Source organism: Butyrivibrio sp. AE2015, assembly GCF_000420825.1.
GTDB lineage: Bacteria > Bacillota > Clostridia > Lachnospirales > Lachnospiraceae > Butyrivibrio.
Genome location: NZ_ATVR01000022.1, coordinates 1 through 24,855 on the forward strand (window position 1 = coordinate 1; position 24,855 = coordinate 24,855).

At 40.3% G+C, this 24,855-nt stretch carries 16 protein-coding genes; 2 read left to right on the forward strand and 14 right to left on the reverse strand.

Annotated elements, in window-relative coordinates; genetic code table 11:
* Positions 1-733: 733 nt before the first annotated feature.
* From fucO to G585_RS0111050, 13 genes are all read right to left on the reverse strand, one after another.
* Positions 734-1,882, reverse strand: coding sequence for a lactaldehyde reductase (gene fucO, locus G585_RS0110990; RefSeq protein WP_022775006.1), 1,149 nt, complete (start codon positions 1,880-1,882; stop codon positions 734-736).
* A gap of 194 nt (positions 1,883-2,076) precedes the next feature.
* Positions 2,077-4,311, reverse strand: coding sequence for a rhamnogalacturonan lyase (locus G585_RS17910; protein WP_022775007.1), 2,235 nt, complete (start codon positions 4,309-4,311; stop codon positions 2,077-2,079).
* Positions 4,312-4,323: 12 nt separating this feature from the next.
* Positions 4,324-5,052 carry an SGNH/GDSL hydrolase family protein gene (locus tag G585_RS0111000; RefSeq protein WP_022775009.1) on the reverse strand — a complete coding sequence of 243 codons (729 nt, stop codon included), beginning with the start codon at positions 5,050-5,052 and terminating at the stop codon, positions 4,324-4,326.
* A 36-nt stretch (positions 5,053-5,088) separates the two neighbouring features.
* Positions 5,089-7,659 (reverse strand): exo-rhamnogalacturonan lyase family protein, encoded by a 2,571-nt coding sequence (locus tag G585_RS0111005; RefSeq protein WP_022775010.1) that lies wholly within the window; start codon positions 7,657-7,659, stop codon positions 5,089-5,091.
* Positions 7,660-7,732: 73 nt separating this feature from the next.
* Positions 7,733-9,337, reverse strand: a complete 1,605-nt coding sequence (locus G585_RS0111010; protein ID WP_022775011.1) for an extracellular solute-binding protein — start codon at positions 9,335-9,337, stop codon at positions 7,733-7,735.
* 158 nt (positions 9,338-9,495) lie between these two features.
* Positions 9,496-10,413, reverse strand: coding sequence for a carbohydrate ABC transporter permease (locus tag G585_RS0111015; RefSeq protein ID WP_022775013.1), 918 nt, complete (start codon positions 10,411-10,413; stop codon positions 9,496-9,498).
* Positions 10,414-10,425: 12 nt separating this feature from the next.
* Positions 10,426-11,406, reverse strand: coding sequence for an ABC transporter permease (locus G585_RS0111020; protein WP_022775014.1), 981 nt, complete (start codon positions 11,404-11,406; stop codon positions 10,426-10,428).
* 209 nt (positions 11,407-11,615) lie between these two features.
* On the reverse strand, positions 11,616-13,898 hold the full coding sequence (locus G585_RS0111025; protein ID WP_022775015.1) for a helix-turn-helix transcriptional regulator: 2,283 nt from the start codon (positions 13,896-13,898) through the stop codon (positions 11,616-11,618).
* A gap of 103 nt (positions 13,899-14,001) precedes the next feature.
* The gene (locus G585_RS0111030; RefSeq protein ID WP_022775017.1) at positions 14,002-15,309 is read right to left on the reverse strand and encodes an MFS transporter; all 1,308 of its coding nucleotides are present in this window, start codon (positions 15,307-15,309) and stop codon (positions 14,002-14,004) included.
* A gap of 22 nt (positions 15,310-15,331) precedes the next feature.
* Positions 15,332-16,969 carry a CoA transferase gene (locus G585_RS0111035; protein ID WP_022775018.1) on the reverse strand — a complete coding sequence of 546 codons (1,638 nt, stop codon included), beginning with the start codon at positions 16,967-16,969 and terminating at the stop codon, positions 15,332-15,334.
* A gap of 38 nt (positions 16,970-17,007) precedes the next feature.
* Positions 17,008-17,214, reverse strand: a complete 207-nt coding sequence (locus G585_RS0111040) for a hypothetical protein (RefSeq protein WP_022775020.1) — start codon at positions 17,212-17,214, stop codon at positions 17,008-17,010.
* 104 nt (positions 17,215-17,318) lie between these two features.
* A complete protein-coding gene (locus G585_RS0111045) occupies positions 17,319-19,100 on the reverse strand; it encodes a GDSL-type esterase/lipase family protein (RefSeq protein WP_022775021.1) in 1,782 nt (593 codons plus the stop codon).
* A gap of 174 nt (positions 19,101-19,274) precedes the next feature.
* Positions 19,275-20,144: a Uma2 family endonuclease gene (locus tag G585_RS0111050; RefSeq protein WP_022775022.1), complete on the reverse strand. Its 870-nt coding sequence runs from the start codon at positions 20,142-20,144 to the stop codon at positions 19,275-19,277.
* Positions 20,145-20,419: 275 nt separating this feature from the next.
* Here G585_RS0111050 and G585_RS0111055 point away from each other — a divergent pair, with 275 nt between their 5' ends.
* On the forward strand, positions 20,420-22,060 hold the full coding sequence (locus G585_RS0111055; RefSeq protein ID WP_022775024.1) for an ABC-F family ATP-binding cassette domain-containing protein: 1,641 nt from the start codon (positions 20,420-20,422) through the stop codon (positions 22,058-22,060).
* 104 nt (positions 22,061-22,164) lie between these two features.
* A complete protein-coding gene (locus G585_RS0111060) occupies positions 22,165-23,040 on the forward strand; it encodes a phosphoribosylaminoimidazolesuccinocarboxamide synthase (protein WP_022775025.1) in 876 nt (291 codons plus the stop codon).
* Positions 23,041-23,101: 61 nt separating this feature from the next.
* Here G585_RS0111060 and G585_RS0111065 read toward each other — a convergent pair whose 3' ends face one another.
* Entirely contained in the window at positions 23,102-24,832 is a 1,731-nt protein-coding gene (locus G585_RS0111065; protein WP_022775026.1) for a zinc ribbon domain-containing protein, read from the reverse strand.
* Positions 24,833-24,855 lie beyond the last annotated feature (23 nt).

Genomic DNA, 24,855 nt, shown 5'->3' on the forward strand with positions numbered 1-24,855 from the left:
GTTTTTCAGAGGTCTCAAAGCACAATTTTATGAAATCATTCCTCAAAATCGCAAAAGAGACCATTTTTCATAGGTAAAGTGGAATTTACTTTTTCATTTGACCGATTCAAAATCACTAACAACATGTCTGAACCACTATACAAAGCATGTGATACTTGCAAAAAATCTCCAAATCATGTCAGAAGCCTATGCACAAGACATGAAAATCGAGAAAAATCTCTCGCAGCATGCTATAGCCAGGTAAATCTTTATGTTTTCAATATCCCAAGTCTCCAGCTGATTCAATTTCAGCCATCCCTACTGTTCTCGGAGTCAGAGCCCGAGGCAATAATCCCCAGCCACACCGCAAGGTGCTTGCCATTGACGGGTTCTGAGGAAAACGCTACAATTCTGAATCCGACGGTGCATGAATCTATCTACTGTTCCCATCATCCTCACCGTCGGCAGAGCCTGCAGGGCGTTTTCCTCAGGTTCAGTCAATGGTGGCGTACTCAGCCGCAATCTAAGCTTTTCTTATAATAAAAGTCTCGTTTCCAATACATATATTTATCATCATGTGGTTCGTTCTATACATGATGAACTGATAACGAAAGAATGCTTACGCCACCGGCGTAAGCATTCGTAATAAAGATCAATTCTTATTATAATCCTCTCGTTAATCTACAACGTAAAATTTGTGAGGAATGTAGAAAAATGCAAAATCATTTTTCACAGCCCCTCTTAAAATATTTGTTTATGCCATCAGCATGCGGAACATTTCGATAACCTGCTCCTTAGTAGCTTCTCTTGGATTTCCAGGATAGCATGCATCGTTAAGTGCATCTGTAGCAAGCTGATCAAGGTCTTCTTCTTTGATCTTATCAAGAGTTTTTGGAATACCAACATCCTCAGAAAGCTTCTTAACTGCTGCGATAGCTGCATCACGGTACTCTTCCTGACTCATGTTGTCAACGCCTTCTACGCCCATTGCTCTTGCAACTTCACGAAGTCTCTCGCCTGTGTACTCACGGTTGAATTCCATAGAAATTGGAAGGAACATAGCACAAGCAACACCGTGTGGTGTGTCATAATGTGCAGAAAGTGTATGAGCCATAGCGTGGTCGATACCAAGTCCAACGTTTGAGAAGCCCATTCCTGCAATGTACTGGCCAAGAGCCATTCCCTTACGGCCTTCTTTTGTATTCTCAACTGCTCCACGAAGATTCTTGGAGATAAGTCTGATAGCTTCAAGATGGAACATATCTGTCATTTCCCATGCAGCTCTTGTTGTGTAGCCTTCAATAGCATGTGTAAGAGCATCCATACCTGTAGCAGCTGTAAGTCCCTTAGGCATTGAAGACATCATTTCAGGATCAACGATAGCTACGATTGGCATGTCATGTGTGTCTACACAAACGAATTTTCTTTCTTTTTCTACATCTGTGATAACGTAGTTGATTGTAACCTCTGCTGCTGTTCCAGCTGTAGTAGGAATAGCGATGATAGGTACGCAAGGATTCTTTGTAGGAGCTACGCCCTCAAGTGAACGCACGTCAGCAAACTCAGGGTTTGTGATGATGATACCAATTGCCTTTGATGTATCCATAGATGAACCGCCACCTACAGCTACGATACAGTCAGCACCTGACTTTTTGAAAGCTTCTACACCATTTTTTACATTTTCGATTGTAGGGTTAGGCTTAATATCTGAATAAATCTCAAATGGAATCCCTGCCTTTTCCAAAAGATCTGTTACCTTTCCGGTAACTCCAAATTTGATGAGGTCAGGGTCAGATGCTACAAAAGCCTTTTTAAAGCCATGAGCATTGATCTCATTTACAACCTCGCTGATTGCTCCAGCCCCATGATAAGATGTTCCGTTAAGTGATATTCTGTTTGCCATTCTTCTACCTTCCTCCATTTTCTTTTTTATGCGTTTTTTCGCATGTAACCCAATTAAAATTTTACCATAACCAACTGCTCAAATATGAGCTAAAACGCCCATTTTCTTTGCACTTTCAATCATTTCTGCAAGGCAATATCTCACTACAGATATTTCTGATTTACCAAAAATTTACCAAAAGCCCAGTAATGTCTTCAGATGTTGTGATCCAGCGGTACCTTTGAAAAGTCCATATCCGATGCATAGTAGTAACTGGTGTAGCCCGTTTGGTTATAGCAGTTATTCTGCCAGGCTATGCTTACTCTGTACATTGCATCATCCATAGGTGTATAGAGTTTATGCTGTGTAATATCTGTATTTGTATAGATTCTAAGAGCACTGCTGTCCTCAAGCCTTAATACGATTTCTTCCCTGAAATCTCCGAAAAGATCTGCTATAAGGCATGGATTGCCCTTTGTTCCGTTATTGGTAAGGGTTCCCTTTGGATCAAGCATTATTCCGTGGGTGATATCATTTATCACCCCTCTGTGGCTGCCTTTTAAATAATCAGCCCCATCTATGACCTGAGTAGAAAGATCTGCTGCCCATCGGATGGCCTGATTGGTTGAAGGAGCCTTGAGCGGAAGCTCACGCCCCTTGCAGTCATATACATCATTTACCCAGCACTGAAGGCCTCTGACATTAGGGGCTATATCCCCGATCATACATCTTCCAAGGTCTTTGGTTGCAAAAACGCCAAACTTTCCTGTATCATTGCCATCTTTATCCGTGCCGTGTATCACTTCACCCGTAGCAGCATCTCTGAGCGCATAGCCATAAGGAGCAGCCTCAGCGCCTTCAAATACATTAAATATCTGAAAGCCCTCTCTGTCAGGATCAATATGAGCAACGTGCATGGAATCTCCATGACCCATCTTGGCATAAGTTCCATCAGGCAGATAGTCATAACTTGAATAAAGAACACTTCCGTCATGATCTATGCAGGCGGCACCGTAAATGATCTCCTGCTTGCCATCCCCGTCCACATCAGCTACAGACAGGCTGTGATTTCCCTGTCCGGCCAGGATTCCATAAACAGGGTCAGTTCCCTTACCGGCATGAGGATTGTCATTAAAGGGATTACTCATAGGAACATGACCACTGTCCACTTTCCAGATTTCTTCAAAGTCCTTGCCATCAAAATTGTAGGCAGCAAGAGTTGTTCTGGTGTAATATCCCCTGCACATGATAAGACTTGGCCTTTTACCATCAAGAAAGGCCACACCTGCCAGGAATCTGTCCACTCTATTGCAGGGTTCAATCCTCTTCATTGAATAGTCGCCCCACATAAGACCGTCATCGCCTCGTGGGAAAGGATAGTCTATAGTAGAAAGCTCACGGCCATCACCTGAAAACATGGTCAGATATTCGGGACCTTCATATATAAATCCCTCAAATTTCCTGAGCTCATTTTTGGGACTTCTCGATGGAGCATACACATCAAGGAAATAATCTGTAAGCTCATCTGCATCCCTATCGCTTAAGGGATAGTCATATCTTTTCTCAATTCCAAAGCACTCCTCCAAAGTATCAGGCCAGTTCCCTGCCTTAACTTCAGGATGCTCTTTCCAGGATAAAAAGACATTCTTCATGTGCTTTTTGTAATCATCAGCGGAGCACACGTAGTTATCTTCATTGGAATATCCCTTCAAAAGATCTTTTTCCGAAATCGTAATAAATTTTTCTGAAATCACTTCTCCGTCTTGGCCAAAGCATATCATCTTTGTTCCCGGCGCAGTCTTTACCGCCATTTCAGCCCTGCCATCGCCATCAAAATCATAGACCATGAACTGGGTGTAATGGGCACCTGCTCTGATATTGGGTCCCATATCAAGTCTCCAGAAAAGGTGGCCCGACAAGCTGTAACAATCGATGATACATCTTCCTGTATAGCCCTTTATGGAAACGTCCTGGGAATTGGTTGGATCCCACTTTACAATGTACTCGTACTCTCCATCACCATTGACATCACCAATGCTCATATCATTTAAAGTGTACTCAAATGTTTCTCCAGTCGGTGTCACTCCGCCTTCAGGCTTTTGTACCGGAATATCAAGGTAGTTTTCTCCGCTTTCCCATACTGAAACTTCAAGGCTCTTGTCTGCAGCAAAAAAGCTCTTGTCCAATACCTTATCACCAAATATCATACTGCTATCATCGACCTCAACAGCATATTTTGATTTCTCATTGCCCTCTTTATCCAGGTAATTTGTGGAGTCTGTAACTGTAGCTATCTGTTTTCCATCCCTGTATATCTTAAAATCAACGCCAACAAGCCCCGTAGCATTACTTCCAAATGCTTCTCTTTTAAAAAGTCTCCAGGATAAAAAGATACCGGTGCTTGTCTTTACCGCGATCAAGCCTCTTCCTAAATTTTCTCTCTGTTCCATGTCTTCTTTCCTTCAGGATATTATTTTCTTAAGTTCCTTTGCCACAAACCCGGCATAAATGAAGGCTCCCTCAAATTTGAGGTGCGCATTGTCTTCTTTTCCCTCAATCGCACTCTCAAACATACCTTTATCAAGATTCATATATATACCCTTGCAGGCCTCTTCCCCAATCCTGCTGTTATACTCTGCCGTCATTTTCCCCAGATCTATGCAAAAGAGCTTCTTTTCATCCGCCACTTCCAGCATTTTTTCTCTGTACTCAGGAAAAGAAATCCTGCAGTTTCCATTCTCATCAAAATCTTTCATGGCAATGGCAGTCACAAGAACCGGCACTGCCTTTTTGGCAAGAAGTGGATCAATATAATCATTTATCAGTTTTTCTTTATATTCTTCTGGAGATAGAAATCGCTCTTCCTTCTCCTTATATGCATCATTATGAGCTGACTGTATAAGGCAATAGTCCCCCTGACATACGCCATTTATAACTTCGTCAAAGCGCCCTTCATCATAAAAGCTCTTTAGGCTTCTTCCAGCCATGGCCCTGTTATCTATCACGAAATCCTCAACGTCATAGGTAACAGCATTATCGAATTTTGAACCCTTTGAATGATACACATTCACATTGTTATCGCAAAAATATCTATAGAGCATAGCCCCCCATCCGCACTGAGGAGCAGCCTCCAATTTGTAAGTCTGTACAGTCGAATCCCCCACAAGATATATTCTTGTTTTTCTATCCATCGTTAATAAACCATCCCCAATATCTTTTTATGCCTCTTATATTTCCTCCGGCATCCACTTTCTCGCAAACTCCATTGCCACAATAGTATTGAGGCACCACTGAGCAGCAACATTCGTAGATATTCCGGTTATTTCCCTGAGCTTTTCCTGATTACCGGCATTCTCAACCACGATTTCCTTAAATGTATCATCACCTGTTTCAGAAGAAATAGCATCTTTTAGGATTTGCCAAACCTTTTTTCCAAGTTTTTCATCGTCATAGTAGCTTGCAGCGTAGGCAACTACTCCAGCAGCCATGAAAGGATAAGAAAACTGTCTCTGCCCGATTCTGCCGTCTGTGAGGCGATTTTGTTCCGCATTGTCAAGGGTATAAAACCACCCATAGTCAGCAAGCATCTTGTCCCACTCAGGATCATCAAGTAGCTGAGTCATCTCAAGCCAGGTCTGCTCTGATCCCTGACAAATTGAAAGGTGGCTTCCTCCCGTTGCCCTGTCGCCAATATATCTCATGTGTGAGGTTTCAGGATCATACTCAAAATCAGTGCCTGACATAAGCTTAAGTGGTGTTTCCTTAAGATCAGCAATTCCTGTCTTTATCTTTTCAAGATATTTTTTATCCTCATTCTGCTCCCACCAGGTCATCCAGTCTGAACAGAAGCTGCTCCAATCAGGGCCTGTGCGGGCATGAGTTGGATAAACCATATCTTTTTTATCAAAAAAGAATCTAAGCGGATCCGTTTCTCCTACGGCCACATCCGCGTCTTTTACCTCTTCAAAATAATCCATGAGCCTGTAGTCGCCTGTGAGGTAGTAATACATCCTGTGGTGCCCTGCCATAGCTATTCTGGCTTCCTTGCAAGGGCATCCCCAGTGGCGGACATTATGCCTCGAGCCAAGGCCCTTGTACTTTCCAAAGTGATAAACATCAACCTCTGAACAATGCCTTGTCATGGCCTCGCAGATCTTAAACACATCATTTCTTCCTGTTCTGAGGAAATAGAACCACAGCCAGAAAGTCGGCACAAGCTCTGTATTTTGCCATGCATAGCCGCCCATGTCATAGCGCCATACATGCCTGTAAGGGTCATAAGTGTGCATGAAATCGCCGTAATCAAAGATTCCATACCACTTTCGCTGTTCAATCTCATTTTTGTAAAAATCAAATACCTTATCTATCTGCTGCTCAAAAAACTTTTCAGACTTCGTTTTCCTCTCTTCAAGGCTCCAGAATCCAAAGGCCCTAAGAGAATGAAGATATTCAGCCCCTGCATAGTAAAATGCCCTGTTCTGAACCCTTTGATAGAATTCATCAATCTCTTTATCCTCTGGAATCAGTTCATCAAAAAATCTTATGCTGTATTCCGATGTATTGGCGATTCCATAAGCGCTGGCTCCATAGACATCAAATCCCTCATAGTAAGTTTGTGAATAGCCGATGTCCTCATAGTGCCTAAAGTCGTAGGCATCAGCCTGAGGCGGCAGAAGCCAGATTGTTGCCTTGGCAGTATCTTTTGAAACATCTTTAAACTCAATTGTTGATGGGTACTTTTGCCAAAAATCCTTAAGTCCCACCATTATTCCGCCACAATCAGAGCCAAACGCTGCAACTCCCTTTGCTCTGTTTCCGTTAAGACAGTCTATATAGCACACATTATCTTTATTTGTTCTTTTCCTTATGACAAAATGCTCTGAACTATCCTGAAAAAGATAATAATCATTCCATATAGGCATCTCTTTAGAAGCTTTAACGGCATTAATGTCTTCATCTTTGTGCTCTGTAAATGCTAATCTTTTTCCTGCAACCTGAGCCCTGTAAATATCAGGTTCTACCCTTGGATGCCAGCAAAGAAGCATTGCATTTTCTTCATTAAAACAGCCATTATCAGTAGCAAACTTTACATGCCTGTTGTACTGCTCTCCTTTGGCAGGCACATCAAAAGAAATACCGACACCTTTAAGGAAATCCTTTGTTTCATCACCATCATAGAAAAATGTATGGGTAAATCTAAATTCAGGGCTGTCCTTATAAATTTCCATAAATATAGAAAAAGGAATCCTGCTGTCACAAGGTGTTTTATGAGTTCCGCTAAACTTAACGACGCACCTTGTGATCCCACATTCTATTATCTCAGCTTTTTCGACAACTCCCTCAAAAGGAACTGTCTTCTTTGAATACTCATCCTCACGATTCTCAATCAAAACCTGCAGATATGCACATTTTGCCAGCCTTTTCCCATTATAGGAAAGGTCATTAAAAAGGATGCTCCCTTTTTTGTTTACTGATAGCGATACCTTACCTGCTGTTATGTCAAAAGAACTCTCGCTTTCTTTTACATTGCAGGTGTCCATAGCACCTTCTGCATCATCTTGATTCAAAACCGGAAGAACCTCAGCCACATCTCCTATTTTTTCTGCATCAACAACGTGAGCAGCCCACTTAACGCTGCCATCAGGCCAAAAAGCCGTCACCCTCGACTGAAGCATTTCTTCTTTATCCCCGTATTTTACAGAAAAAGAAGCATTTCTTTTAACACTTCCTTTCTCCCACATGCTTCCAAATGTCGTATAACCCTTTGCAGCTGTCTCTGCCAATCTCTGAACCTTCATACCCCATCCTCTTAAAATGAGCATGGGGACTTATGCCCCATGCTCTTTATCATTTTAGTAACAAGAATCTGTTTTACTGAACCTGTGCGTTTACTTCGTCGATGATTGTTGCATAGCCACGGTTTAAAACATCATCCCATGCTGCTTTAAGACCTGCTTCATCGATCTCGCCACAGATGTACTGTGTACGTGCCTGTGAAATCTTGTCATCAAGATCCTTACCCATTGAAGCGTATGTTGTTGAATTGATAAGGTATGGAAGTGCAGGATTGATAACTGCATACTTCTCAGCATCTGCCTTTACCTGATTTTCAAGATTCTGACGCTCTGTCTTTTCTTCTCCAAGTGTAGAATCGATGTTTGGAATATAAGCAACGAGCTGGTTAAGTCCTGCGTAATTTGCCTTAAGTGCATCATCACTTGAATCAAGACGAACAATGTTGCCGTTCTCATTGATCTCATAGTTTACTCCCTCAAGACCATAGCCTGTAAGGATAAGCATTTCCTCATCGCACATTCTGTCAAGGAATGTAAGAGCAGCCTCTACCTTCTCAGGTGTATCACAAGTTGAAGCTGAAAGTGTGAAGTATCCGTTGTAACCTGATGTAGCCATTGTCTTGCCATCAATGTTGCTAAGAAGGTTCATTGAAGCAAACTCTGAAGGATCTACAACTGATGGGATCTCGTTGTTTACGAAGTAATCCCAAACTCTTCTTCCACCATCAAGAACGTCGATGTATACACCATTCTCACCGTTCTTACAACCATCTGACCATGTATCTGTTGTACGTGAAGCCCAGTCTGAAGGCATAAGTCCCTCTGAATAGAGTTTCTTGAACCAGTTAAGTGCTGTCATGTACTCTTCCTGCTGCCATACCGGAACAAGCTTTCCATCAACTTCTGCCCATCCGTTGCCGCAGCCAAACCATGTCTGCATGATATCGAAAGGACCTGTATAAGATGTCATTTCCATACCGATTGTATCGTTCTGACCGTTTCCGTCTGGATCTTCGTATGTAAACTTGTAGAGCATGTTGTAAACATCATCAATTGTCTTAGGCTCTGAAAGGCCAAGCTTGTCAGCCCAGTCTTTACGATATGACATACCATATCTTCCAAGTACACGAGCTCTGTAGATACCGATCTGCTTGCCATCAACTGTAAGTGACTTAGCTACGTCTGCGTTCTGCTTTGAAAGGTTAGGATACTTCTCTGTATCCTTAAGGTACTCTGTAAGATCAACGAAAGCTCCCTGCTTAGCTGCTGTAACAACTGTACCAGTAACTGCTCCGTTCCATGTCATGATCATTGGCATTGACTTAGGATCCTGCATTGCAAGTGTTGCCTTCTCTTCAAGAACATCGTTCTGTACCCACTGGATGTCAACATCAACACCTGTATGAGCCTCAAGCTCCTGCATGATCTGATCTGCATAATCTCCTGTGTTTGAAGCACCTGAGTTGAAATCAATTGTCATAAATGTAACTGTTGGATATTCAACCGGTGTCTCGGCTGTCTGTGCTGCCTCTGTAGTAGCTGTAGATGTTGTAGCATCAGCAGTCTGTGTGTTCTCAGTTGTCTGAGAATCTGTTGTCTGTGTTGTAGCCTGTGAACCACAAGCTGCAATCCCCATTACCATGCTTACACTAAGTAATGTTGCAAGTAACTTCTTTTTCATTGTAATCCTCCTTAAGAAAGAAAATGTGTATATGAATCTCACCATTTGAGAATTCATTCATTAAGTGCTAAGTTAATAAGGAACTTAAGCTCTCGCATGCTATGCATGCTCGCCTTAAGACGTTCGCACTAAACTCGAAAAAACCTCGTTAAGTGCTCTCAGCCTTTAACTGCCCCCACCATAACTCCTTTAGTAAAGAATTTCTGAACGAAGGGGTACACAATCAGAATAGGTACTGTCGCAATAAGTGTTGTTGCCATTTTTACCGCCTTATCAGGTGGCGCACCGTTCTGATCATAGTAATCCATCATTACATCACTGATGGCACTGGCTTTTAATACAATATTACGGAGCATGATCTGAACCGTGTATTTTGCTGGTGTCTGAAGATAGATCATCGCGTTGAAATAGTCGTTCCAATAGCCTACTGCGTAGAAAAGAGATATTGAAGCAAGTACCGGCTTAGAAAGTGGAAGGACTATCTTTAAAAATGTAAAGAACTCTCCTGCTCCGTCCATGTAAGCTGCTTCCTCAAGTTCAAGTGGAAGCTCCTGGAAGAAGTTCTTTATGATGATCATATTAAATGGGCTGATAGCTCCGATAAGGATAAGAGCCCAATATGAATCATACAGTCCGTAAGTTCTAAGTACCATGAAGGTAGGGATCATACCACCTGAGAAAAGCATTGTTACGATAACCATGTTAAGGAAGAAGTTTCTTCCTCTGAAATGCTTTTTGGAAAGTGGATATGCAAATGTGGTAGAAAGAGCCATATTTACAATTGTTCCCATAAATGTAAGGATCAATGAGTTTTTCAAACCCATCAGGATATTTCCGTTATTGATTGAATATTTATATGCATTAAGTGACCATACGTGAGGGATGATAAAGAATGCTCTCTCTGTAAGTTCTCTGTCTGTCGCAAAAGAGCCGGCTGCAATATACAGGAATGGAAGAAGTGTTATAACGCCAACACAGCCCATAAGTGTATAGATGATCACATCTGTGATCCTATAGCCAAGGCTCATCTTTACTCCGCGCTTGTCACGCTTAATAGCCTTTGTATCTGAAGCCATTTTCTTCCTCCCTTAATATATTCCTGATTCACCAGCTTTTTTAGCTGTGTAGTTAGCACCAAGTACCATGATCATACCGACAATGGACTTAAACATACCTGCTGCCGTTGAGAATGAATACTGTGCATTCTGGATACCTCTTGTATAAATGAAGGTATCAAACACTTCCGCAAATGCTACGTTAAGGTCGTTTCTCATAAGGAATATCTGCTCATAACCTGTATTCAAAATAGAACCAACTCTTAAGATAAGCATGATTATTACTGTACTCTTGATAGCAGGAAGTGTGATATTCCACATCATCTGCCATCTTCCGGCGCCGTCAACTCTGGCTGCCTCATACATTTCCTGATCAACTCCCGCAAGAGCTGCCAGATAAATGATCGTTCCATAACCTGTTTCTTTCCAAATATCCTGGCCAACGATCAGTCCCCAGAAGTACTTTCCACTTGAAAGAATTGGAATTGTCTCCCCTGTGGCTGCCTTAACAAGCATATTGATAAGACCATCGTTTGTGTTAAAGAGCTGATATGACAAGCTGGCTACAATAACCCAAGATACAAAGTGTGGAATGTAAATGAATGTCTGCACTGTTCTCTTATACCAGCTATGTCTTATCTCATTTAATAAGAGAGACAAAATGATTGGTGCCGGGAAATAAAGAACCAGCTGCAATAATGAAATTCCAAGTGTATTTCTAAGAAGGATCAAAAAGTCCTGATTAGAAAAGAACTGCTTGAAATTGTCGAAGCCTACCCAAGGGCTTCCCCAGATTCCCTGAAACGGCGAGTAATTCTTAAATGCAATTACCAAACCTCCCATGGGTACATAACGGAACATTATAAAATATAATAGTCCCGGCAGCAGCATCAGATACAAAGCCTTATGACGCCACATATAAGCGAGGAGACCACTGTCTTTACTATAGAAGACTTTTCCTTCAGTAGTAACGATCTTGCGGTATCCCTTGCGCTTTTCACCGCTGTTACCCATAATTACCTCCTGCTTTACTTTAGTAATAATGTCATCATTTCTTTATTGGCAGATGCAAACCATGTACAGATTATACGAATTGCCCACAAATAACGTCTATAATCATTTTCTTGCATTGTAAAAAGCATCCAATTAAGGATGCTTTTTTATATACTCTTTTGTGCATTTTGCATTATCAATAAATTGATTATCACTGTTAAAGTGCCTATTTAAGCCTCTTTTAACGCCTGCCTGTATTTTCCGGGAGTAACACCCTCCATCTTGTTAAAAAATCTGATGAAATTCTGAGAATTTGTATAATTAAGTTTTTCTGCTATGGCACCAACTGTCATATCTGTTTCAGATAAAAGTTTTTTAGCATACTTGATCTTATATTTATCAACATACTCAGTAAAGGTAAGATTCTTTTCCTCTTTTAGGATCCTCCAGATATAACTTGTATGATAACCAAGGCTCTCAGCACACTCGTTCAAAGTAATATTGCCGTCTTTATCCTCAACAAGCTTTTCAATAGCTGTCATGATATTGGCCGACTGGCTGTCAAGCACGTTGTTCTGATGATAGATGATCGGATCTATCATATTGAATTTTATGTACTTTCTCACACGGTTGAGATCATTGTAATCAAGAATAACTGGATATATCTGCCTGAGCTCTTCTCTAAATACGCTTGTACCAATTCCCGAAGTCTGAACTTCAAGGACAATCCCATTTACAAGCTGCAGCAGGACAGGTACGCAGTTGTCCCTGGAAACATCCATAGTAATAAGCTTCTCAAAAAGCCCGTCAACTACTGAATATGCTTCCTCCTTGTCTCCTCTTCTAAGTGCCCTTCTAAGTTTTTCCTCTATGTCACTGTCAAAAGATATCTGATCCATGCCGGCATCCATGCGGTAATAGCTAAGATAGCTTCCAATATCTATCTTTCCATAGTGAAGAGCCTGCACGCTTTCCAGATATGCCTTATTTATAGAGTATATATCCGAGTATTCACTACTGATACCTATACCAATATTTAATCCAAAAGTATTGTAAACATACTGTGTCATGTAATTGTAGTTTTTCTCTATCAGTTCCTTTTCAGTTTCTTTTCCATCGCAGCTGATAAAAATAACGATTGATCTTGCGTAGTACACAGGAGGCAAAAACTCCTTCATGCCGCAATCTTCTGTTATCCTGTCAATGATCTGATTGCAGATACTCTTATCCCTATCTGAAGACACAGGGCTGTCGTCATCCGTGGATCTAAGCACAAAGGAAAGTATCCTGTAAAAAGAAGGAATTCTACTTGATAGCGAAAGTCTATACAGATACTGATCTATTTCAGTATTCGTAAGTTCATTTCTGTAAATCCTGGTGGCAAAAAGAGCTGTCGTATGACTTATAAGGGAGATGTTTTTACTATCAAGTTTTTTTACACTGTCAGTTAAGTACTGAAGCTCATCTTCACCTGGGCGAAGCTTATAATCACTTGATTTTTCAATTTCTCCTATAGCTGTCTGGATAGGCTTATAAATACTGTTAAACAGGATCGTCGCTCCAAAGAACAATAAGAGCACGATCAAAAGAAATGCGATCAGATAATAAGCATTTACAAACAGCTCTATTCTGTCAGAATAATTCGCCACATAGAGAGTAAGCCCGGCAATGCTGGAAGTTTTGGCACTGATATATACTCGCTTTCCGTCATCATTTTTCGTGGAATAAATGGCGTTTGTATCTGTTTTTTCCATGTTGATCTGCTCAGGAAACTCTTTATCTGTAGAAAAAATAAGTTTTCCATCCGCAGTATAAAGAGCTGCCTGCTGATTATCACCAAGCTGCTTTCTGATATCGCTTGTGATCTGCGACATATCAACGTTTATCACTTCAAGGGCATATGGTGTAACTTCAGAAAAAGGAACAAAAAGCACAAGGTTCAGTCCATATAAAGGTACTGTAGTCCTGTATTCCTTGCTGTATTTGTCAGGCTCTGCCCCGTCAATGTAAACCCACAGGTTCTTTGTATAAGTCTCCTTATATGCATCATAGAGGTCAGTCAGCTCACCTAGATTTTTAACTTCTTTGATGTCATATTTTCCTTTTGTGCCAAGGACAGTATCAGTCTTGAAATTCACAAGAGAATAATTTGCCACATAGTCTGATACAATATTGCCCCCATCCAAAATATCCCCTGCATCAGTTATGGAGCTGACCTTAGAGTAATCAACGTCATTTTCGACTACATAGCGGAGCTTTGTGTTATTCTCAGATGCAAGATAATACTTATGAACAGTAATAAGGCTGTTTTCAATACTGTTTAACATATTCTCTGCATCTTTTACCAGCTCTGCATTTCTAAGATCCCTGTTTCTGTCTATATAGCTCTTAATAAAAATAGTGCCGAAAGAAACCACTGCCACTATCAAAAACAGCGTAATTCCAATCAGCACTTTGTATTTATAAGCAATCCTTCTAAGCGGAAGCTCAGAAAACTTCTTAAATTTAAACATATAATACCCCAATCCCCAAAATAAGCGTCTTAGGGTATTATAGCATGGTTGTAGTTAACAAAAAAATGGTAAAAACAGCACAAATACTTTACATAATTTTTTGTTAATCATCAACATCAAAATTTTCCAGGATGTTTTCTTTCTTAGCCGGTTTCACATCTCCATGCTTTACCATCATCATTGTGCAAAAGGCGAGGCATGAAAAAACAACCGCATAAGGGAACAGGGTCCTGTAGGATATGTGTTCAAGAAGTATTCCTGACAAGATAGGTGTAAATACCTGGGCCGCCATGGAAAAGGTGTAATAAAGTCCGGTATATTTTCCTATATCTCCTGCCCTGCTCATCTCAACCACCATGGGATATGAGTTGACATTTATGGCTGCCCATCCGATTCCTATAAGAGCAAAGAAAATATTGATCGAACCGGAATAACGCGGCATAAAAGCAGCAACTATATAACAAAAGGTCATAATAATGACACCTGCAAGAATAGTCTTTTTTCTGCCTATTCTACTTGATATTGCACCAATAGGTATGTAGCTCAAAACAGCGGCAACTGTCGCAATAAGAAGTGTCTTTGCGTAGCTTCCATCGTGAAGATCCCACACTTCTTCCACATATCTGGTATAAGCTGTTGTCACGGCATTATAAGCCATGTACCAAAAAGCCACAGACATTAAAAGAAAAGCAAGACTTTTAAACACATCCCCGGGCAGCTTTACACCGGAATTTACATCTTCACTTTCTTTTTCTATTTCTTCACCAAGTGAATGGAGTCCCCCTTCTTTTTCAATATCTGACTTTATCTTATTCTCTTTAATATTCAGAACCAGAATAAGAATAGAAACAGCCATCAGAATGATTATGCTAAACATAAGCGGACTGTAATTTGTCATACTTGAATCATCAACCTTTTTGATCAGCACCATAGTCATAACTAAAGTAAATACTCCGCCAAGGGCTCCCATAAGATTGATTATGGCATTTCCTGCGCTTCGAAGGGGCGCCGGTGTAAGATCAGGCATAAGCGAAACAGCAGGAGACCTGTATATTCCCATTGATATCAAAAGAAGAAGCAGGATAACAATGAAAAATCCAATATTTCCACTAGGCTTAGCAACATTGATAAGTAAAAATAAGAATACTATAGCCCCTATGGTTCCTATGAGTATGTAGGGAATTCTTTTGCCAAACTTAGTATCTGTCTTATCAGACAAAGCCCCGAAAAAAGGAAGCATGAAAAGCGCAAATACATTATCAAGCGCCATGATCGCACCTGTTGCAGTTTCTCCGAGATTAAAATTGTATTTCAATATCTTTGGTATTTCATTGTCGTAAAACTGCCAGAATGCGCAGATTGATAAAAAAGCAAAGCCTATGAGTATAGTTCTTTTGTAGTTAAGTTTCATCCCAAATCCCCCAAATGCAATATCAAGATTTTTTTCTAAATCCGATCTTTCCGTCATTGAAATACATATTTTCACTTCGATATGTATTATCTTCTTTACCTATATTGGTAGCAGGAGTCGTAAAATACACATCCCCAACAGCTGTATCAGAAACCTTGGTAAAGGTATCATTCCAGAGTGAAAGCTTGGAATTATGCACGATAGAGCTTCTTGTTGTATCGAACGTAACCCTTCCATCAAGCTTTTCCCAAAGATCCGTACATTCGTGAAGCCAGTAGCCACCTCTGGTTAGAGAACCTGTTACTGTATAGCTTCCTCCCTCGGTAAGCTGGAGCTTTAGCGCCTTTAGTATTCCGGCACAAAGGATCATTCCCGGAATATAATCAAGCGGAACACCGTTTAAGTTCACAGGCTTTTTTAGTGAACCATTTCTTACGCTAAGTCCTGTTATATCCTCAGCACATGGTGCCCACCCCGGTCTCTCATTCCAAACTGTGTCTGAGAAGCAGCGAAGACTTCCGTAGATCACGTTAGGATTGAGCTTATGAATATCTTTTTCTGATAATCCAAATTTATCAAGAGCTCCAACCTGATAAGAGCAAACGACAATATCAGCTTCTTTTACGAGCTTTTTAGCCTTTTCAAGCTGTTTGGGATTATTAAAATCAAGCTGAATACTCCTCTTTCCTGCCCATCCGTCAAGCTCAAGCATCGCCTGCTCCTGCTCTACATATTTGCCTCTTCTGACCATAAGAACATCAGCCCCGGCTTCCGCAAGAAGTCTTGTGCAGGCGGGACCTGCTATGATATGTGTAAGATCCAGTACCTTTATTCCTGAAAGCGGTCCTCTGCTCTTGTCGTACTTTCCAAGTTTCTTTTTCAGATCTGCTCTTTCTTTGGTAAGTCTAAAAAGCGGCATATCGCATACAGCTTTGCCAACTTCGCTCTCTTCCCACTCCTGCCTTGTTCGGAGCATACATCCACAGGCACCATTTTCAAAAGTCTTCTCTTCAAGTTCCTGTGCATTCCACTGCCTAACAGCTTTTGCAGTTGTTATCTTATCGAATGGAAGGGAACTTAATACAAACTTTCCTGGCTCTTTTGTTATCCCCAAAGTCTCCATCATTATTTTTTTCTGAGACTCATAGTAAACATGGGCAGAGAATTTCCTTCCGTCTTTTGTTTTGTACTTATAAAAAGAGCCGTTAAGAGCATTGTCAACACGAACTGCTGAATCACACCTTGCCTTAATAAAATCCTTATTCCCCTTATAAGCACTCATATAAAGACGCACTACCTGAAGCCCCGCCAGATCAACATCGCACATTACAGGCTGGGGTTCTTTTATGTTGTTTCTGATATTTCCTATTTCCTGAACAAGCACCGAATCCAGTGCAAGAATAGCTGCCGCAGGACCTGTCTGCAGAACCTTTTCGTCTTCATACAGGCGCTTTACAGCTTTTTTTCTGAGCGACAAAAGAACAAGCTTAAGAAGGCCAGGAAATGGGTTGTGCCCATATACTGACTTTTCTATCTGCTTCTTCCTTCCATCGGATAGATTAAAAATAACCGGAGTATCTACCTTTAAATCAAGCTTCTCCAAAAGATCATCATAACATGCGACCGCCTGAAGAGCTTTTTTCCCCATTACATTCCCCATAGCATTCTCCTCGTAGTTTTAATTTCTTTATTCAGTTTTTAGCTTAGCTTATTTAGAATTTCTGCAGCTTTTTCGTTCCCATGCTTTGCTGCATATGAAGCCCATTTTTTTGCTTTAACAGGATTGGCCTTACCCTCTAAGCTTCCTGTAAAATAAGCTTCTGCAATCTCCCCGGCTGCTTCGATACTGCCCTTCCCTGCCTTATCGATGAGATCAAGGAGTTTTTGTTTCTTTTGAATATCCATTTAAAACCTCAATATCTGATTATATTTCCAGATAAGAGTATACCACGATATGCTATATTATGCATTCTTGAACATAAAGTTCCTGGCCGGTAGCCGACATGCGCTTAATGGACAGGATGAATATCAAGTCCTGAAGGAAGATTGCTTTCTACGCCTCCGGCAATATCCATAAATCTGGCAAGTCCCATATATATTTCCGCTCTTGAAATATATGTTTCAGTGGCTATTTCGTATTTTTCATTGATCACATTCTGCTTTGTGTCCTTGAATATTTTTTTACCGTTCTTTGTAAAGGAGACATCTCCTAAGATCCTTAATTCATAGGCTTTTCTAAGGCTCTGCTCAAGGGTTACTTTCTTTCTTTTTTCTTTGTCCTTTTCAAGAAATCTTACAATAAAGCTCATAAATTCTGCATATGTAAGCGAATCATCAGGCCTGAAAAGCTTTTTGCCACTTTCCTTGTCATGGCCAATAGTCTTTTCATCGATCATGTCTTCATCCACAAGGGCCTGAATATATCCGGCGTCCCAGTCGTATTTACTGATATCTGCAAACTCACCGCAATAAGGTCTTTTGCCTGCCATCCTAAAAGCCTTAAACATCACCATCAAAAGCTGTGCTCTTGGCATCACAGCATAAGGGTGCGCATACATTACGCATGGATCCAAAAGACAGTACTTAAATGCTTTTTTAATGTCCTTATACTCAGGAATCCCCTTAATATCAACATACGGAGGTTCAATGCCAAATATATCAAATCCCGGCTTTTCTTTTGGAAGAGCCTTTTCTTCAGGAACTATGTCTGTAACAGGAGCTTTTGAATTCTCAATGATCTTCCTGTCAAAAAAGCTGTCACCAGATTGCCTTGTGATCTCTTTTGCAAAGTAGTCCCCTATTAGAAGCGCACCATACTCATTGGTATGTGTTATATCACCCGGTATAAAGAAATCCTTTGCACTATCTCCAAACTCTATCCACTTATCAAAGGTATAGTCATGAAGGTCAACAAAAGGGACATCAAGCTTATTGGCAACCCTTTCACAGGCATTCCTGTATGGCGCAAGAAGAGAATAATATTCACCGTTCTCCTTAGCAGGAATACGGCTTATTGGGGAACAGATCACAGGGAAAGCCCCAAGCTTTCTTACCTCTTCCACATACTTTTCCAGATTATCAGAATATCCACCAAAAGGCTGAAGGTTGCGCCTTTTCTGATCATTATGGCCAAACTGTATGATAAAAAAGTCTCCCTTTTTTATCATTTCTTTTGCCATATCAAAATGTCCATCATCCCTAAAACAATTGGTTGTCATTCCCGAATGAGCCAGATTGCAGACTGCACCTTTACCTATATATCCAAGAAGCATCTGAGCCCAGCCCGCGCAGCTTCCATATGGATAATAAGGTATCCCGGCATTCTGGTCAGTAAGCGTAGAGTCACCGGCTACCCAGATAACAGGCACTTCCTCTTTAACCACCTTTATATCGCAAAGTTCAACAACATCAGCATGAGTAAAGCTTACATATATAGACTTGTCATCATACCGCTTTGCAGATAGCGCCGGAATATATGGAGTAACGGCAATGTAAAAGCTCTTTTTATATTTTTCGCCCTTGGCAAGGTTTATTCCCCGGGAAACCATATTCCTTCTGCCTGCAAAAAGTGACATATCCCTGATATTATCTTTTGCCATAAATTCTAAGTCTACTCTGTAAGTTCCAAACTCAGAAACAGTAACTTTTTTTATGGCAATGGCTCTCTTACAGTCATCGCACTTATAGTCTTCTTTCAATCTCCTATTTGTCCATCCACCATTATTAAGGGCTTTCCAGGTGTCAGTATCCTTAATATTCATATCCAATACATTTTCAGTTTCTCTACTCATAATCTGCAGCTGTCTTATCCTTTCAAAAGGTAAAGAACAATAGCAAAATACCTTTAGTTTCGCTATTGTTCCTGATATATGTGTTAATGCCACACAAATATACTACTTTTTCTCTGACAGAATATAAACTAAATTAACTAACATTGTTGCGCATTTTCGCCCATTTTTAGAAGTTTACTCGCCAAACTCATCTATGGATGCTGCTATCTCGTCCAGACTGATTTTCAATTTTCCGTCATATATAGCCACCGGTGCCTCACCCTTTAAAGGCATCATAACAGGCATAAAGTCCTCTTCCATAAAGTTATAGATGATCAGCATGCGCTTATGAGGGTCAACTATCCAATACTCCCTTACCCCGGCTTCACTATATTTTGTAAGTTTAATTGTCATATCTTTTTTTCTGGTGGACTTAGAAAGTATTTCCACCAAAAAATCAGGGGCACCATATATTCCAAATCCTTTTATTTTTTCCCTGTCACAAATTACCAAAACATCCGGTTGTACCATGGTCTTGTCATCACAGTCAATCTGAACATCCACAGGAGCAAAAAAAGCCTTGCATTTACCTTTATTTTTTTTGATGTAATCAGCTATTGCTGAATGAATCACGTAGGAAATGTCCTGATGAACAACCCTTGGAGCAGACATATCGTAAAAAACGCCATCAATAAGTTCAACCCTCTGTTCATCAGGCAATGCATAATAATCATCAAGCGTAAATTCGCCCTGTTTTTTCCCAGGGTTACCATATTTAATTCCATCGGGATTTCCAAATACAGGCTCCTCTTCCCTTAAAATATTGCCATGATCATCACCGGTAGAATAACCGCTTTTCCCATATTCAAAGGCCTTGCCCTGAAACTTTTCTTCATCTCCTCCAAGAACCTTTTCTATAGCATTAAGAGTTGCAATTCTTGGTGATTTGGTCTTTCCAGAAAAAATTTTCTGTAGAGTTATTGCCGGAACTCCCGTATACTCTGAAAGTTGTGCATAACTATATCCTCTTTTTTCCTTAATTTCTCTCATCTGCTTTATTGTCATGTAAGTGCCCTCCATTAGTCCCATACGTGTATCATGAATACAAAAAGATATTATTGCCCTGTATTTCATATACTTTAATATACTTTTGTATATAATTATATCTTTTAATATCCTTGTAGTCAATATAGAATCTACTATGCTTTTTCACAATATTGTCACCAGGCAGATGCTTGATATTTATTCATCATTTTTCGATTGCATTTTATAGTAGATTCTCATATAATACGAACTGTTGCAAAGGTATATATTTGTTTTTCAGAAAGGCTATTTTGTAAATGATAAGTGCAAATAACGTAACACTCAGAGTCGGTAAAAAAGCTCTATTTGAGGATGTAAATATTAAATTCACACCGGGTAACTGCTACGGTATCATCGGAGCTAACGGGGCCGGTAAGTCAACATTTCTAAAAATCTTATCCGGACAGATTGAAACAACAAACGGTGACGTTGTTATCTCTGACGGAGAGAGACTTTCATTCCTGGAACAGGATCACTTCAAATATGATGAGAACGTTGTTCTTGATACAGTAATTGCAGGCAATGCCCGTCTCTTTGAGATAAAAAATGAAAAAGATGCCATCTATGCCAAGGAAGATTTCACAGACGAAGATGGTATCAGAGCCAGCGAACTTGAAGCTGAATTTGCTGAACTTAACGGATGGGAAGCTGAATCTGATGCGGAGAGTCTTCTGAACGGACTGGGAATCGAATCCGAGTTCCACTACAAACTTATGAAAGAGCTTGATGGTGCACAGAAGGTCAAGGTTCTTCTTGCAAGAGCCCTATTTGGTAATCCGGATATCCTTCTTTTGGACGAGCCTACCAACCATCTGGACCTTGATGCTATTGCATGGCTTGAAGAGTTCCTTATCAATTTTGAGAATACTGTCATTGTTGTATCCCATGACCGTTACTTCCTCAATAAGGTTTGTACTTACATCGCTGATATAGATTATGGCAAGATTCAGCTTTATGCCGGTAACTACGACTTCTGGTACGAGTCATCACAGCTGATGATCCGTCAGATGAAGGAAGCCAACAAGAAAAAAGAAGAACAGATCAAAGAGCTCAAAGAGTTCATTGCCCGTTTCTCAGCTAATGCAAGTAAGAGTAAACAGGCTACATCCAGAAAGAAAGCTCTTGAAAAGATTGAGCTTGATACTATCAAGCCTTCAAGCAGAAAATATCCTTACATTGATTTCAGACCAAACAGAGAGATCGGTAACGAAGTTCTTACTGTAGACGGCCTCTCCAAGACAATTAACGGAGAAAAAGTTCTCGACAATATTTCTTTTGTTATCCAGAGAGACGACAAGGTTGCTTTTGTAGGCGGTAACGAGCTTGCAAAGACTACTCTCTTCCAGATCCTTACAGGTGAGCTTGAACCGGATGAAGGAACTTATAAATGGGGTGTAACAACATCTCAGGCTTACTTCCCTAAGGACAATACAAAAGAGTTTGATAACGACTACACCATTACAGAATGGCTTACAGGTTATTCAGAGATCAAAGATGCTACTTACGTAAGAGGCTTCCTTGGAAGAATGCTCTTTGCCGGTGAAGACGGAGTTAAAAAAGTTAAAGTCCTTTCCGGAGGAGAAAAAGTAAGATGTCTCCTATCCAAAATGATGATAAGCGGAGCCAACTGTCTTATCTTTGATGAACCAACCAACCACCTTGATATGGAATCGATTTCCGCTCTTAATGACGGAATGATCAAGTTCCCGGGCGTTGAACTTTTTGCCTGCCGTGACCATCAGGTTGTGCAGACAACAGCTAACAGAATCATGGAGATTCTTCCTGATGGATCTCTTATCGATAAACGTTCTACTTATGACGAGTACCTTGAAAATGATGAAATGGCAAGAAAGCGTACAGTTTATAACACTGCCGCTGACGAAGAGGAGGATGACTAATAGTCATCTCCTATCTGACCCATTTCGAATAATAACCACGTGATTATCAGGGTCAAAAGATCTTGATATAAATACACTTAAGTGTTTTAAGGAGGAGCTTTATTATGCAGCAGTTTACCCCAGTAAAAGAAGGAAAAGTACGTGAGATCTACGATATAGGTGAAAACCTGATCATGGTAGCAACAGACAGGATTTCAGCTTTCGATGTTATCTTAAAGAACAAGGTAGTAAAAAAGGGTACAGTTCTTACTCAGATGTCCAGATTCTGGTTCGACTACACTAAGGATATTGTAAAGAACCACATGATCAGTGTTGACAATGCTGATATGCCTGAATTCTTCAGTGCTCCAGAATTTAAAGGAAACAGCATGCTTTGCAAAAAGCTCACTATGATCCCTGTTGAATGTATTGTACGTGGTTATATCACAGGTAGTGGCTGGGTATCATACAAGGAAAACGGAACAGTTTGCGGAATCAAACTTCCGGAAGGATTAAAGGAATGTGGCAAGCTTCCTGAACCAATCTACACACCAAGCACAAAGGCTGAGATTGGTGATCACGATGAGAACATCGATTTTGAGAGAAGTATTGAAGTACTTGAGAAAGCATTCCCCGGACGCGGCAGAGAATATGCTACAAAGATCAGAGATTACACAATAGCTCTTTACAAAAAATGCGCTGACTACGCTCTTACTCGCGGCATCATAATTGCTGATACAAAGTTTGAATTTGGTGTTGATGAGAATGGTGACGTTGTTCTTGCTGATGAAATGCTCACTCCTGACAGCTCAAGATTCTGGCCTGTAGAAGGCTATGAAGAAGGTCATGATCAGCCTTCATTTGATAAGCAGTTCGTTCGTAACTACTTAAAGTCTAATCCTGATTGCGATTACAATCTTCCTTCTGACGTAATCGACAAGACAATTGCAAAGTATCTTGAAGCTTACAAACTCCTTACAGGCAAAGACCTCGAGGCATAATAAGTATTTGCAGATAGTAGAAATCCCACAGGTTCTAACGAACCTGTGGGATTTTTTATTGTTAATCTTCAACCATCACAAACTGTCCAAATACTGAAACATAATCTCTGTCATTACTATCTGTAAACGTCAATACCCCCGGATAATCATAATTATCTTTTGATAGTCTTTTGCATTTTTTTGATATTAACTCCTGCTCCCCATCTTTAGAAAGAGCGGTCAATGTATTATCTCCGTACATATAGAGCTTTTGCGTATCGCTATCCCAGTACATTTTTCTGATATCCATATTTTCATCTTTATCTGAGATTGCTGTGATTTCTCCATTTTCATCAATACTGCAAAGAACGGTCTTTCCTGACTCATAGTAATAGCACCAGACAATTGATGCATCATCATTTATTTCCACTTCGTCTATGTTCACATCACCTAAAAGCTTTTTTCTCTCCAGCTTTCCCGAATCATCCCGCTCATACCTTATAAGTTCTTTATCATCTTCAACAATATAGATATCCTTATCAGTACGCCTTGCATGAAATGCCACATAATTATAATTATGTCCAAGCTTTGTAAGTGTATAGTCGTCATTAATGAGGTAAACATTGCCATCACCATCATGAATTAAACCGCCTGCAAAAGTATCGGCATCATATACGATTCCATCATACCCTTCAGCATCTGAACTTTCTTTATAAACATCCATTGCAACCTTATAAAAGTAAGCACAATCAATAGCCTTGGGTTCATCCATTCCGGACTTATAGTAATAATTTATTTCACCGTTTTTATATATCGTTTCTGTACAGTCTCTGTTAAACAAAAAGTACCCAGAATGTTTAGGAGTTAGCTCTATCTCTTTTCCGTCATGCCAGACATACTCTTTAGCATTGAAGTCTTCATCATAAACTTCATAAAAAACTGTAGAACCATCATCAGATATTGCCCTTACGCCGTCTACATCCGAGCAGATAAGCTCAGCTTCCATATCGATTCCTGCTACATAAAGATACTTACATGAATAATCATCCGAATATTTCATATATGCAACTTTTGTTCCATCCGGTGACAAAGCGATAGAATGATATGCATCCTCATCTATTACATACGTTTTACCGGATTTGATATTCACAAGGCTAAGTTCATAATTGTAATCAACCCTGGAAAAAACATACATATATTCCCCGTTATAAGAAATTCCTGCCCAAAGTGCATCTGATTTAACAGGAACAGTTTGAAGATCTGTGCTAACATACAGGGCATTTTCTCGTCCATCTACAAACGCGCCAGCCGAGTGATCTTTATTATATGAAAACCTGTAATAAGTCTCATCTTCAGCATACATCCCCTCTAAATAATCCCCTGCATCGTTGTATATAACGCCCTCAACCTCCAGGATTTTGGTTGGGGTCTCCTTATAAACAGCCGTATCTGCTGATGATAAAGATGATCCGCTTTCCGGCTCCGGCTTGTCTTTTGTATTTTCTCCTATAATACTAAGTACAACCATGATTGCAGTAAGAATACCCATGGTCAGATAAAGCGCTTTTCCTGTTAGCTTGCCCTGTTCCCTTACATTCTTTTTATGATTTACCCTGTCTTCTACTGCCTTATTGTCCGTATCAGCAAATATCTTAGACGTTTCCTTTTTGGCAGCTTTAGCAGTTTCTTTTACCGGTTCATCTATATGAACATCTACATTTTCATAATCAATCTCTTCTAAAACAGGAGCCCCGCAAACACTGCAGTGCCCATCGACAGGCGTGATCTCACTCCCACAACAACTACATTTCATAAAAAAATGCTCCATCCTCTCGT